The sequence below is a fragment of the Hyunsoonleella sp. 2307UL5-6 genome (assembly GCF_047345485.1).
Lineage (GTDB): Bacteria > Bacteroidota > Bacteroidia > Flavobacteriales > Flavobacteriaceae > Jejuia.
This window is the reverse complement of sequence record NZ_JBLFEN010000005.1, coordinates 287,580-300,888: the sequence shown is the minus strand read 5'-3', so window position 1 is coordinate 300,888 and position 13,309 is coordinate 287,580. Positions and strand designations below refer to the sequence as shown.

At 32.1% G+C, this 13,309-nt stretch carries 14 protein-coding genes and 1 tRNA gene; 6 read left to right on the top strand and 9 right to left on the bottom strand.

The annotated features are described in order from the left end of the window. Nucleotides 1–121 precede the first annotated feature (121 nt). Nucleotides 122–922 (top strand): THC0290_0291 family protein, encoded by an 801-nt coding sequence (locus tag ACKGJY_RS11405; protein WP_413974016.1) that lies wholly within the window; start codon nucleotides 122–124, stop codon nucleotides 920–922. Between the two features lie 17 nt (nucleotides 923–939). Next, nucleotides 940–1,659 (top strand): PdaC/SigV domain-containing protein, encoded by a 720-nt coding sequence (locus ACKGJY_RS11400; protein ID WP_413974015.1) that lies wholly within the window; start codon nucleotides 940–942, stop codon nucleotides 1,657–1,659. Here the strand turns inward: ACKGJY_RS11400 and ACKGJY_RS11395 are convergent. Beyond that, entirely contained in the window at nucleotides 1,639–2,103 is a 465-nt protein-coding gene (locus tag ACKGJY_RS11395; protein ID WP_413974014.1) for a DinB family protein, read from the bottom strand. The genes ACKGJY_RS11400 and ACKGJY_RS11395 overlap by 21 nt on opposite strands. A 57-nt stretch (nucleotides 2,104–2,160) precedes the next feature. On the opposite strand from ACKGJY_RS11395, the gene ACKGJY_RS11390 reads away from it, so the two are divergent. Continuing rightward, the gene (locus tag ACKGJY_RS11390; RefSeq protein WP_413974013.1) at nucleotides 2,161–2,514 is read left to right on the top strand and encodes an arsenate reductase family protein; all 354 of its coding nucleotides are present in this window, start codon (nucleotides 2,161–2,163) and stop codon (nucleotides 2,512–2,514) included. A 55-nt stretch (nucleotides 2,515–2,569) separates the two neighbouring features. Here the strand turns inward: ACKGJY_RS11390 and ACKGJY_RS11385 are convergent. Both ACKGJY_RS11385 and rseP read right to left on the bottom strand, forming a co-directional pair. Then, nucleotides 2,570–2,643 (bottom strand) — tRNA-Asn (locus ACKGJY_RS11385). Between the two features lie 73 nt (nucleotides 2,644–2,716). Next, nucleotides 2,717–4,048: an RIP metalloprotease RseP gene (rseP, locus tag ACKGJY_RS11380; protein WP_413974012.1), complete on the bottom strand. Its 1,332-nt coding sequence runs from the start codon at nucleotides 4,046–4,048 to the stop codon at nucleotides 2,717–2,719. A 155-nt stretch (nucleotides 4,049–4,203) separates the two neighbouring features. Here rseP and ACKGJY_RS11375 point away from each other — a divergent pair, with 155 nt between their 5' ends. Next, nucleotides 4,204–4,872, top strand: coding sequence for an SCO family protein (locus ACKGJY_RS11375; protein ID WP_413974011.1), 669 nt, complete (start codon nucleotides 4,204–4,206; stop codon nucleotides 4,870–4,872). A gap of 267 nt (nucleotides 4,873–5,139) precedes the next feature. Here the strand turns inward: ACKGJY_RS11375 and ACKGJY_RS11370 are convergent, their stop codons facing one another. The 6 genes from ACKGJY_RS11370 to ACKGJY_RS11345 form a co-directional block, all read right to left on the bottom strand. Then, the gene (locus ACKGJY_RS11370; RefSeq protein WP_413974010.1) at nucleotides 5,140–5,685 is read right to left on the bottom strand and encodes a CopD family protein; all 546 of its coding nucleotides are present in this window, start codon (nucleotides 5,683–5,685) and stop codon (nucleotides 5,140–5,142) included. Between the two features lie 50 nt (nucleotides 5,686–5,735). After that, entirely contained in the window at nucleotides 5,736–7,088 is a 1,353-nt protein-coding gene (locus ACKGJY_RS11365) for an MATE family efflux transporter (RefSeq protein WP_413974009.1), read from the bottom strand. After that, entirely contained in the window at nucleotides 7,088–8,125 is a 1,038-nt protein-coding gene (gene hemH / locus ACKGJY_RS11360; RefSeq protein ID WP_413974008.1) for a ferrochelatase, read from the bottom strand. Before hemH ends, ACKGJY_RS11365 begins: the two co-directional genes overlap by 1 nt. 34 nt (nucleotides 8,126–8,159) lie before the next feature. After that, nucleotides 8,160–8,756 (bottom strand): hypothetical protein, encoded by a 597-nt coding sequence (locus ACKGJY_RS11355; RefSeq protein WP_413974007.1) that lies wholly within the window; start codon nucleotides 8,754–8,756, stop codon nucleotides 8,160–8,162. 350 nt (nucleotides 8,757–9,106) lie between these two features. Next, nucleotides 9,107–9,256 (bottom strand): hypothetical protein, encoded by a 150-nt coding sequence (locus ACKGJY_RS11350; protein ID WP_413974006.1) that lies wholly within the window; start codon nucleotides 9,254–9,256, stop codon nucleotides 9,107–9,109. Between the two features lie 50 nt (nucleotides 9,257–9,306). Then, a complete protein-coding gene (locus ACKGJY_RS11345) occupies nucleotides 9,307–10,203 on the bottom strand; it encodes a helix-turn-helix transcriptional regulator (RefSeq protein WP_413974005.1) in 897 nt (298 codons plus the stop codon). A gap of 191 nt (nucleotides 10,204–10,394) precedes the next feature. Between ACKGJY_RS11345 and hemA the strand changes: the two genes are divergently transcribed. Next, nucleotides 10,395–11,657, top strand: coding sequence for a glutamyl-tRNA reductase (gene hemA, locus ACKGJY_RS11340; RefSeq protein ID WP_413974004.1), 1,263 nt, complete (start codon nucleotides 10,395–10,397; stop codon nucleotides 11,655–11,657). Then, nucleotides 11,650–13,230 (top strand): hydroxymethylbilane synthase, encoded by a 1,581-nt coding sequence (gene hemC, locus ACKGJY_RS11335; protein ID WP_413974003.1) that lies wholly within the window; start codon nucleotides 11,650–11,652, stop codon nucleotides 13,228–13,230. Before hemA ends, hemC begins: the two co-directional genes overlap by 8 nt. Nucleotides 13,231–13,309 lie beyond the last annotated feature (79 nt).

Below are 13,309 nucleotides of genomic sequence, written 5' to 3'. Positions count from 1 at the left end.
CTTTTTTATAATATTTCGCTATTTATAACAAAAGTGGAGTGCGTTTTGTCTTAAAAATTTGGTATTTCGTCGAGTTTTTATATATTTGCTGACTTAATGCCTCGAAACTAAACAACATATTATGCTCAACTTTAAACGTTTAGCTTTTTCTCTCATTATGTTTGCAATTTGCCAAACGTCTAATGCGCAGCTAGGATTTTCTCATGAAGTGGGAATAATAACTGGACCAGTTCAGTTTAGATCAGATTTTGGTAGTCGTCAAGATGAAAGAACTAATTTTGGTAATTCTGGTTTTGGTATCGGTTTGGTTCATTATATCAATTTTTCATACAGAGCCGATTGTAATTGCTACACCACAGACACCTATTTTAACGACCATTTTAAATTAAGAAATGAAATTTCTTGGAATAAAACTAAACTAGAGCATTTAGGCAGATGGGTACAACCAGATAGAACTAGCGCAAACGCCGATAGATTAAGAGGACATACTGGTTTTGCTACAAACTTAGATATTGGTACGCAACTAGAATTTTTTCCGTTTAGTATTCGTTCTTTTCAATCTTATGGATACCGTTTAGCGCCTTTTGTGAGCTTAGGTGTGCATTACACCTCTTATAGTCCTGAAGTACAAACTACATTTAATGATGGCACTAACGATGTTGGTAATGTTGGAGATCCTAATAACTTTTATACCATTTGGGCTCCCGGATCGGTTGATGCTGCACCTGGAAGTACTTGGTCTACAGTAGCAAGCGTTGGTTTTAGATATAAAGTTGGTAAACTATCTGACGTTATGCTAGACTTAAGATGGCAATACTATTTTGATGATTGGGTTGATGGTTTAAACCACGATTTAATTTACAATAAAAATAATGATTGGCTACTATGGTTAAATGTTGGTTATATTTATTATTTAAACTAACAATACGCCTAACTAAGTTGTCCAAAAACTTCATTTTACTTTTTACAATATTTTTATTTTTTTCTTGTAAGAAAGATGTAGAGCTACTCTCTTTTTCTGAAGTTGAAATTACAACTAAAAACAACACATTAGTTGAAGTTTTTGTGCCTAAAGCCCTAGGTAAAACACCTGTTAGTGCTACTATTAATACTACAATTGAAAACTTTATAGCGTCACTAATTACTTCCGGAACAGCCGAAAACAATGATAAGTTGTTATCAGTTACTAACCAAATTGAACTATTTAATCAAGAATATCAGTCTTTTAACAAAGAGTTTCCAAAAGCGATACAAAATTGGGAAGCCCAAATACATGGCGAAGTCACCTTTAAATCATCTAAGATGATAAGTATCGTTTTAACATCATACATTAATACTGGTGGTGTTCATGGCAATACCAGTATTAATTTTTTAAACTTTGATGCAATTACAGGGAAAAAAATCTCAAAAGAAGCATTATTAACTGATGTTAAGGGTTTTAAAACTATTGCAAAATCTTATTTTGAAAAAGAAACTTTAGAAGAATCTACGATTATTGCATCAAGTGATTTTAAGCTTCCCGAAAATATTGGGTTTTCAGAAGATGGTATAATCCTATTATACAATACCTATGAAACACTGCCATATACCAAAGATATTATAGAATTTACTATACCATTTGAAATTGCAAATGATTATCTAGTTTTTGATAGCTTTTAAAAGTGCTAATACATAACCATAATGCAAGCCTTCGTGTATTGCCATAAATTGTAAGGCCTCATCGATATTTGTCAGCGTGTTACCAGTTGTAGATACAGTATAAGCAGTATATGTTTTAAAAATACCATTATAATAGTCTTCCTTGGTTTGCTCAAGTGTTGCTAATAACAAATTGTTTATTTCATCTACTTCTTCTTGAGACACATTACCGTTTGGCTTACTATCTTTTCTATATTTATCTATCATTTCATCAGATACCGATGTTAATAAACCAGATAGTTTATACCCCAAAAGTTGTTGGGTAACTACAATATGAGCAATATTCCAAATAATATTATTATTGAATCCCTCGGGGATTTTATTTAAATCTTCTAATGTGTTTTCCTCTAGTATTTCTTTAAAAATACCTCTAGTATTATGTAGAACCTGAAATGTAAAATCCATATTATTTAAATTTTTGATAAATATAGTTTTAATTTGTTTTTTGAAATAGATAAAACCATGAAAAAAGTATATTATTTAAAGACTTGCGATACATGTAGACGCATTTTAAAGGAACTTAATTTACCATCAGATTTTGAATTACAGGATATTAAGAGTAATGTGATAACTGTAGATCAATTAGATCATATGCAAGCGCTCTCTGGAAGCTATGAAGCGCTTTTTAGCAAACGCTCGCAACTCTATAAAAAATTAAATTTAAAAGAGCAAGACCTAACTGAAAGCGATTTTAAACATTATATCTTAGAACATTATACGTTTTTAAAAAGGCCTGTAGTAATTATAGACACTTCTATTTTTATTGGAAACGCTAAAAAAACGGTTGAAAGCATAAAATTAGCTCTGGATAAATAATTATAAAAACAGTAAAAAAACAAAAAAGTCTAACATTTCTGTTAGACTTTTTTTGCTCCTCAGGCTGGGCTCGAACCAGCGACCCTCTGATTAACAGTCAGATGCTCTAACCAACTGAGCTACTGAGGAAGGTAATATTTCGCTTTTGCGAGCGCAAATATATATTAATTTTTAATTACAACAAACATAATAACTAAAAAAATTAGTCAAAAATTGCCTTATAAATATCGTTGCCATTAGCAAACAAAACAAGTCCTATTAAAATAAAGAAACCAACCATTTGTGCATACTCCATAAACTTATCTCCAGGCTTTCTTCCAGATATCATTTCATAAAGTAAAAACATAACATGACCCCCATCTAAAGCAGGAATTGGTAATAGATTTAATACACCTAACATGATAGAAAGAAACGCTGTAAGGTACCAAAAGGCTTGCCAGTTCCATTGTGCTGGAAACATTTGCCCAATGGCTGCAAATCCGCCTATTTGGCTTGCACCCTTTTTAGTAAATATATATTTAAACTGCGCTAAATAATCTTTAACCTCCCAATAGGCTTGACTAAAACCTCCTGCAATACTTTCTGAAAACGTATATACTCTGTTTTCATAATTTATATACTCATCATCCGTTGATGATCTGTAAATGCCTATTTTATTTTCTTCATCTGGTGTTACTGATAAATCTAACGTAGTACCATTGCGTTGTATTTGCAAATCTATTGCTTTGGTATTGCTATGTTTTATGCCATATGCAAGGTCTGAAAAGTAATTCACTGAATTTCCATTTACAGCAATAATTTTATCACCTGGTTGTAAGCCTGATTTATCAGCAGAAGATTCAGATAATATAGAATCTATTTGAAATGGATAGCGAGCCTCTAAGGCTGGTAAATCTCCCGCTTCAAAAAGCTGAGTGCCTATATCTTCTGGCAAACTAAGTTTTTCTTCAACACCATTGGTGTGTTCTACTGTCATAGTATTAACATCGCGAAACATTAAATACTTATTCACGGGTATAGTAATATCTTCAATTGCGTCTCCATTTATAGAAATAAGCTTATCACCTTGTTGAAATCCGTAATTCTCTAAAGTTTTAGTTACGCTATACCCGTATTTGGCGCTGTCTTTAGTTGTGTAGTTTGTACCCCAAATGGCCAACATTATAATAAATAATACTATAGCTAATAAAAAATTAACCGTTACACCTCCTAGCATAATAATTAGGCGTTGCCATGCAGGTTTAGAACGAAACTCCCAAGGTTGTGGTGGTTTTGCCATTTGCTCAGTATCCATACTTTCATCAATCATTCCAGCAATTTTTACATAACCGCCTAACGGCAACCAACCTATACCGTAAACTGTTTCGCCTATTTTCTTTTTAAATAGAGAAAATTTAACATCAAAAAATAAGTAAAATTTTTCTACGCGAGTTTTAAATAATTTAGCAGGAATAAAATGCCCTAGCTCGTGCAACACTACTAAAATGGATAGACTCAAAAGTAATTGAGCTGTTTTTATTATGAATACTGACATCTACATTTTTTTATAACCGCACAAAAGTAAGGTTTTAAACCAAGTTTAAAAAGCTATTAAACAATTGCCACAGGTTTTAACAGTAATTTAAGCGAATACTCTCTTTTTTACAACTTAAAATCATTGTATTTTTGTTTAAATTTTAAACACTTAAAATGTTATCATTTTTTAAGGATTATAAACTCTTTGCTATTGTTTTTAGTATAATATCAATCATTATTATTGCACTAATATACAATACATTAAATGTATATCAACCACTAGATATTTATACCCCTTCAAGGGTTGACCCAATTTTAGTAGATACTACCATACAACACAAAAAAAAGTACCATACAATTGCAGATTTCAAATTGATAAATCAAAACGGTGATACGGTGACTCAGGATACTTACAGAGATAAAATTTATGTAGCTGATTTCTTTTTTACTACCTGCCAAACCATTTGTCCTATTATGACGCACCATATGGCAGATATACAACAAGCCATCTTGGAAGATACTGAGGTGATGCTACTATCGCATACGGTGACTCCAGAAATTGATACTGTTGCCCAATTAAAACGCTATGCTATTAAAAAAGGAGTAAATGATAAAAAATGGAACTTAGTTACTGGTGATAAAAAAGAAATTTATAGGCTTGCAAGAAAAAGTTATTTAGCAGTTAAAGATAATGGTGATGGTGGACCTTTTGATATGGTACATACCGAAAATTTTATGTTGATCGATAAGAAGCGACAAATACGTGGGTTTTATGATGGCACCAAACCTGACGATATTGATAAATTACGCAACGATATTGCTATTTTAAAACAGGAAGAATAACGCCTCTTTATGAATATACTTTTAAATATTTAAACTACGTTAGAGATTATACCAGAACTCTCTTTAAAATTTTGGTAAATATATTGTCATTTCAAATAGGTACGACGAAATAATCTGCCGATATTAAGTAGATTGCTTTCACTAAATTAGCAATAGCAAATGGGTGGTGTTGTCTTAAAAAAACTATCTATCAGCTGTATCGCAAATGGTTAGATGTCCAGTATATTATACAATTTGCATATAAAATCCTCTTTACATATAGCACATTTAAGCGTCGGGATTTTTATCTCTAAAATTTTTATAGAGTTTGAAACCTAGCATGATGAGAATACCCAAAACAAAAATGCCTATTACTCCCCAAATCCAATTTATAGCGCTTTTTAAAATGACTAAAAAAATAACGGCAAAAAGGATAAAGGTGGCGCCTTCGTTCCAAATACGCATGTAGCTTGATGTTTTTTTTACATCGTCTTTTTGTAATTGTTTAAAATACTGATGCGTTTTTAAGTGATAAGCGAACAATAAAAGAATAAAGCCTAATTTTACTTGCATCCATGGCATATAAAATAAGGTTGGATTTATATAAAAAAGACTCAACCCAAAAATAAGTGCTAAAATTGCTGAAGGCCAAGTAATAATAAACCATAGGCGTTTTGCCATTAGTTTAAGTTGTGCACCTAAAATTTCTTTATCTGGCGATGGCTTATAAAACGCCTCTATTTGATACACAAAAAGCCTAGGAATATAAAACAAACCCGCAAACCAAGTAATCACAAAAATAAGATGAAATGCTTTTAAATAGAAATATGTCATGAGCTGAAACGAGTAGATAATTAAAGTTTTTAAATTTAACAATAAAAATATTATCCTGCTTTATGTAAGAGCTTTAACTTAACCTCACGGCGTAAAAAAACGGCAGTAACTATAGTAGACAATACATCGGAGATGGGAAATGCAACCCAAACACCAAACTCACCATAAAACTGGGGTAGAATTAATATTAACGGGATAAAGAAAAAGCCTTGCCTAGTAAGTGTCAATAATAAAGCCGGTATGGCTTTCCCAACGGCTTGAAAATATGCTGCGCCAATAAGTTGTACTGCTATTATTGGTGTAGCGGCAAACACCCAACGCATTGCAGATGGCGTTTGTAGAATAACATCTTTATCGGTTGTAAAAAGTCGTGTTATAGCTTCTGGAAATACCATTAACGCTATAAATACTAAGGTTGCCAATACTGATGCGTATAAAATTGCTGTTGTAATTGTTTTTTGTACACGCTTATATTTGGATGCTCCATAATTAAACCCCGCAATGGGTAAAAACCCTTGCGTAATACCATATACCGGAAATAGTGCAAACATAAGCATACGACCAACTATGGCGTAAGCCGTAACTGAAGTTTCGCCACCTAAATCAAACAAAATATTATTCATAAACAGGTAAGTAATGCTAACTACAGCTTGTCTTGCTAAGGTTACAAAACCTAAAGACCCTATTTCTGATACAATATATTTTTGAAGTTTAAAATTACATTTCAATAGTTTTAATTCTGAATTCTTTGATAAGAAAAACCAGAGAATAAAGAGAAAACATAACAGATAAGATACGGTTGTTGCCCACGCAGCACCAGCCATACCCCAATCTAACAAATTAATAAAAACATAATCTAATAATAGGTTTCCAACCGAAGGAATCATCATAGCAAACATAGCAAACTTTGGTTTACCCTCTGCTCTAATTACGGTATTACCCATCATACTTAGCGCTAAAAAAGGCACACCGTACAAAACTATGCGATAATAAATTGTTGCGGGTTGTAAAATGGCACCTTTACCACCAAATGCTGGAATAATATCATCTATAAACCATAACCCAAATAGCACCATGGTTATAGTAACTAAAAGCGTAAGTGTAATTTGATTTCCAAAAGTAGCACGCGCTTTTTTTATATTATTAGCACCTAACGCACGAGAAATTATAGACGAGCCACCAATACCAACAGCCATACCTAATGCTGCTATAAAAAAAGAAACTGGTAATACTACATTTATTGCTGCAATAGCGGTAGCTCCAATCCATTGTCCAACAAAAATGGTGTCTACAAGAATATTTAAAGACATTACAAGAATACCAATAGAAGCTGGTACAGCTTGTTTAATAAGTAGTTTACCTATAGGTTGTATGCCTAAATCTTGCGAAGATATTTTGGCCATTAAACCGTTTGAGGCATTTTAACTGGGGTCCATTCTTTAGCGATATTGGCAATAACCTGTGCAAAATCCTCGCGATCATTTAAACATGGAATTACTGTAAAATCTTTACCGCCAACTTCATGAAAAATCTCTTCGCCTTCCATGGCAATCTCTTCTAAAGTTTCTAAACAATCACTAACAAAAGCAGGTGTTACAATAGCCATTTTTTTAATGCCTTCTTTACCCATGCGTTCTATAGTACGATCTGTATAAGGTTGCAACCATGGATCAAAACCTAATCTAGATTGAAACGTAGTGGAATATGTTCCATTTTTTAAACCTAAGGCTTTAGCGACGTTTACTGTAGTGATTTCGCATTGGTGGCGGTAACAAAATTCATGTTGCTTACTCCCTTTTTTAAAACAGCATTTACCATCCATTTTACAGTTACCGTTAGTCACATCACTTTTACGTATGTGCCGTTCTGGTACGCCGTGGTAACTAAATAATATATGCTCATAATCTAACCCATCCAACTTTTCGCCTATACTTTTTGAAAGTACATTGATATAATCTTTGCGTTGGTAAAACGCTGGTGTTCGTGTAATTTTTACTTGCGGAAAATATTCGGTAACCAATTCATCTACTTTAACATCAATAGTTTCTGTAGTTGCCATAGCAAATTGAGGATATAACGGAATAGTTTTTATTTCCGTACAGCCTTTATCCACCAATTCTTGTAGTCCGTTTTTAATAGTCATACTTCCATATCTCATGGCTAATGCGACTGGAAATTCTAACTTTTCCTGTACTTTGTTTTGAAGCTTCTCTGAAAGTACTATTAAAGGTGAACCTTCTTCCCACCATATTTTTTTGTATGCTTTAGCTGAAGCTTTTGGTCGCGTATTAAGTATAATGCCTTTTACAAGTAATGTTCTTGCCCAAAGCGGAACATCTATAACACGTTCGTCCATTAAAAACTCACCTAAATATCTTTTTACGTCTTTAGGTTCTGGACTATCAGGAGAACCTAAATTTACTAATAAAATACCTTTCATATTTCTCTATTCATTACCTGTAAAATGGAAACTATTATTTATTCAATAATGTTGTTCTAATAGTTTCTGGTACTATTGAATTAACAAATGCAGCCATATTTTTTTCGTTACCTAAAAACTTCCACCCTTCAAACTGTGGGTCTTTAATTGCAAACATAGTTGATGTATTATCAATAATTAATGATGTAGTTTCGTTGTCTATCAACACATTATCGGCTCCAAATTGAGATGACATAGTAGATTTCATCAATTCTAAGTATGCTGTTCTTTCTTCCTCTGGTTTATCTTTTTCACTTGTAAATATCATTCTCATTTTACTCTCATAATAAACAACCGCATAAGTTACACCAGCTTCATCCATTGTATCACTAACGCTAGTTACATCATTAGTAATAAACTCAATTTTCATTTGGGGAGAATTAAACATTTGTTCCATTGCTGCTTTCATTTGCGCTTTTGTAGCCATTTCAAACATTTTTGGATGCATGTAATCAAGAACCTTGTCAAGGTTCATAGCAGTCATATAATCGTAATAAGTTTGTGCTTCTTTTTCAATATTTGCTTTATCGGTTTGAGAAACCGATGTTCCTGTAATTAAAAAAATAAAAACTAATATTATTAATGATCTCATATTAAAAGTTTATTTACAACAAAAATACGATAGATTATTAACAATAACAGTATTTTTTAGTCGTTAGATCATTGATAAAATTTATTCTCCTATTAGAATAAGGCAACATTACTTAATGTTTTTACCATTTTTTTATAGCTCCATAAACTCAAATAAACATTTAATTACGTAGAGCATCTATTTTTTTAAAATTAGAGCATAAGCGAAGAATTTCTTTGCAATCATAGGAAAGATTTTACTAAAAAAACCTATTGATGGTTTACAAGAACTCGGATTGTTATATTTTGATATTCTCCAAAATATAAGATCAACTCAAATTAGAGGTGATAAATAAAAACGCCAAATATGATTTAGATATTGGTTTCATAACGGGATTTGGGTCGTTCTTTTAGAGGATCACAATCTTGAAAAATACCACACGACGTATTAGTGCGTGCTAAAGATTTGCCTTTAATAAATTGTTTAGATAATGCTTCAATCTCTGGGGTCAAGAATTTCATAATATAGGTTTTGGGGTTAGTCAAAAATAATAAAAAAAACTTACATTACTCTAATTCAATGACATTACATACTTTTTGGGCGTAGTTCCATACTTTTTTTTAAATGCCGCAATAAAATGACTAGAAGTGCTATAGCCTATTTTATGGCCAACTTCATTTACATTATCATCTCCTGCCTCAAGTAGCTTACGAGCGAATTCCATTTTGTAATCAAATAAAAAACTAAATACAGAATCACCATAAATTTGCTTAAAACCTTCCTTTAGTTTTTTAATATTTAAACCTATTTCATCAGCTAATTCTTGAAGTGTTGGTGGTTCTGCCATTCGTAATACAATAATATCTTTGGCTTTACGTATTTTAATCACATTTGTTTCATCTATTAAAAACGGGCACTGCTCTACATTAGCATCTTCACTTCTGTTAAAATACAAACTCAATAATTCGTAAGCTTTACCTTTAAAGTATAATGCTTTAATAGATGGATTTAAACTAAAATTTATTAATTGGTTTAGTACAACAGCCATAGAAGGTGTAATAACACCATCTTTATAATACTTTTTATCTCTATTTTCTGAATTCAAAAAAGATATGTAATCAGCCTCTTGAGAAAATAAACTATGAAATTTCTTTATAGATATTAAAATAGATACAATCCAAGAATTTGGTAAAACTTTTAAATCTATAGGTAACTCGCGCTGCGGATTATAAAGTAATAGTGAATTTTCCTCTTGAATATCTAAGCTATAGCGCCCTTGATTAAACACAAATGATGTACCGCCTTTAATGCAATAATGAAATTGAATAAATGAGCTATCTATGTCTTTAGCAACATTTTGTGTCTCATTCTCATCATTCTTAAATGTTAAGATTAAAAACCCATCTTCAACTTGTGTTTCATCAAAAGTACCTCTAGCGATACTTTTTAAGTTATTTTTTTCTTTCATATTTTCTTTTTATTTAGAATAGTTCTAAATTAAAGCTTTCAAAATCATCAAATTCACTACAAAAATATGACATTTATCATATTTTTACTTGAAAACGCTTTAAAAAACCACAAACGATATTAAAAGTTCTTTGAGCGTTATTTTTTAATTATCAATCCGACTACTTTTGTGTGGCAATTACAATTAAAATAATGCAAAAATACAATATTAGCAAAAGCAGTTCTTTTTATGCTATTGGCTTAAGTTATAAAAAAGCTGATGCCGATACAAGAGGACGTTTTAGTTTAGACGAAGAATCTAAACATAAATTATTGCAAGATGCTAAAGATAATGGCATTGAAAGTTTAATAGTGACTTCAACATGTAACCGTACAGAAATTTATGGTTTCTCGCAGCATCCCTACCAACTTATAGAATTATTATGTGATAATACAAACGGTACTGTTGAAGAGTTTAGAGATGTAGCCTACATATACAAAAATAAAGAAGCTATTGCACACATGTTTCGCGTAGGTTCTGGTTTAGACAGCCAAATTCTTGGAGATTTTGAAATTATAAGTCAACTAAAAGTGAGTACTAAACTATCTAGAAAATACAATTTATTAAATCATTTTTCTGAGCGTTTAGTAAATGCTGTAATACAAGCTAGTAAGCGTATAAAAACTGAGACTAATATCTCTTCAGGTGCTACATCAGTATCGTTTGCTTCGGTACAATATATTTTAAAAACCATAACAGAAGTTCCAACTAAAAATATTTTATTGTTTGGAACAGGAAAAATTGGCAGAAACACTTGCGAAAATTTGGTAAAGCATACCAAAAACGAACATATTACTTTAATAAACAGAACAAAAGATAAAGCAGAACGTATCGCCGGTAAATTTAATTTAGTAGTTAAAGATTATTCTAATTTACAAGAAGAGGTAAGTGAAGCTGATATACTTATTGTAGCAACAGGTGCACAACGCCCTACGATTGATAAGCATATCATTCAAACTAATAAACCACTCTTAATATTAGATTTATCAATACCAAAGAATGTAAATGAAAATGTTAGGGATTTAGAAAATGTAGCTTTAGTACATTTAGATCATTTATCAAAAATTACTGATGAAACTTTGGAAGCTAGAAAAGCGCACATTCCTTCTGCAGAAGCTATTATAGAAGATGTTAAGGCAGAATTTAATAGTTGGTTAGAAACTAGAAAATTTGCGCCAACCATAAAAGCACTAAAACATAAGTTGACTGATTTTGCGGCTGCTGAATTGGATACACAACGTAAAAAACTAACTGATTTTAACGAAGCCCAAGCAGAATTAATCAGCACAAAAATAATTCAAAAAATAACCAATCATTTTGCGCATCATTTAAAAGACGATGCCGTTTCTACAGATGATAGCCTAGAACTGATAAAACAAGTATTTCAGTTAGAACCTTCACAAAAAAATGTCTAAAACCATAAGAATTGGTACACGCGATAGTGAATTAGCACTATGGCAAGCCAACATAGTAAAAAAATTACTCGAAGAAGCAGGCCATAAAACAGAACTTGTTCCCGTTAAATCTACAGGAGATTTAGTGTTAGACAAACCCCTTTACGAATTAGGTATTACAGGTATTTTTACACGTACTCTAGATATCGCCATGTTAAATCATGATATCGATATTGCAGTACACTCCCTAAAAGATGTTCCTACGGTTTTACCAAAAGGTATTATACAAGCAGCAGTTTTAAAGCGTGGTAATGTAAATGATACTTTAGTTTTTAAAGATAATGAAGAGTTTTTAAGTGCGAAAGAAGCGCTTATTGCTACAGGTAGTTTACGCCGAAAAGCACAATGGTTAAATAGATATCCAACACATACCATTACAGATTTACGTGGTAATGTAAATTCTCGTTTACAAAAACTTGAAGATAACGAAGATTGGAACGGTGCTATTTTTGCCGCTGCTGGCATTGGCAGAATAGGTATTAGGCCAGAAGAAGCGATAAATTTAGATTGGATGATTCCTGCACCTGCACAAGGTGCCATAATGATTACAGCTTTAGATGAAGATGAATTTATTAAAGACGCTTGTGCTACATTAAACCATGAAGAGACTGAAATTTGCACCACCATAGAGCGCGAATTTTTGAATAAACTAGAAGGCGGTTGTACAGCGCCTATTGGTGCTTTAGCCTATATTAAGGATGAGGAAATTAACTTTAAAGGGGTTTTATTAAGCGAAGATGGCAGCAAAAGAATTGATGTTACGCGGGTTAAAAAACTAGGAGAACACACAGATATGGCTCAATTTTGTGCCGATTTTGTGATTGAACGTGGTGGCAAACGTTTGATGGATAACATTAAACATTCTAACAAGAAAATAAATGTGTTTTCTACAAAGCGCTTAACTGATGACCAACGCTTGTTATTCCATGAAAAAATAGTGGCTAAGAGCGAAGATTTCATCAAAATAAGTTTAAATAGAATTCATCCACGCTTCTTAAAAAATGAAATTGAAAATGTAGTAATTACTAGTAAAAATGCAGTAGAATCTTTAACTACAAATTATTCTGCTATAGAATTACAGTTCAAAAACATTTACTGCGTGGGGCGAAGAACAAAACGTCTTGTTGAAAACAAAATAGGTAAAGTAAAACACTCTGAGAAAAATGCAAAAAAGCTCGCAGAATATTTAGTTGAGCATATTGACGGTACAGAAGTAACGTATTTTTGTAGTGATATTAGATTGGATGCACTGCCAACTATTTTAAATGAAAATAATATAAAAGTAAACGAAGTTGAAGCTTACCAAACCAAATATGACGGCCATAAAGTAGAAGATTCTGTAGAAAGCGTTATGTTTTACAGCCCATCAACAGTAGAGAGTTTTACCAGGAAAAATAAAAATAAAGATACTATTGCGTTTTGTATTGGAGAAACTACAGCAAAAGAAGCACGACAATATTTTAAAGATGTTAGAGTGGCAAAAGTACCTACAGTGGAGAGTGTGATTGAGTTGGTGAATCTGCACTATGTTTGATTGCTGTTAGCTTTTGGCTATTAGCTATTGGCACCACTCATATGAATAAAAAGAGAACTAAGAGCTAAAGGTTAACGCC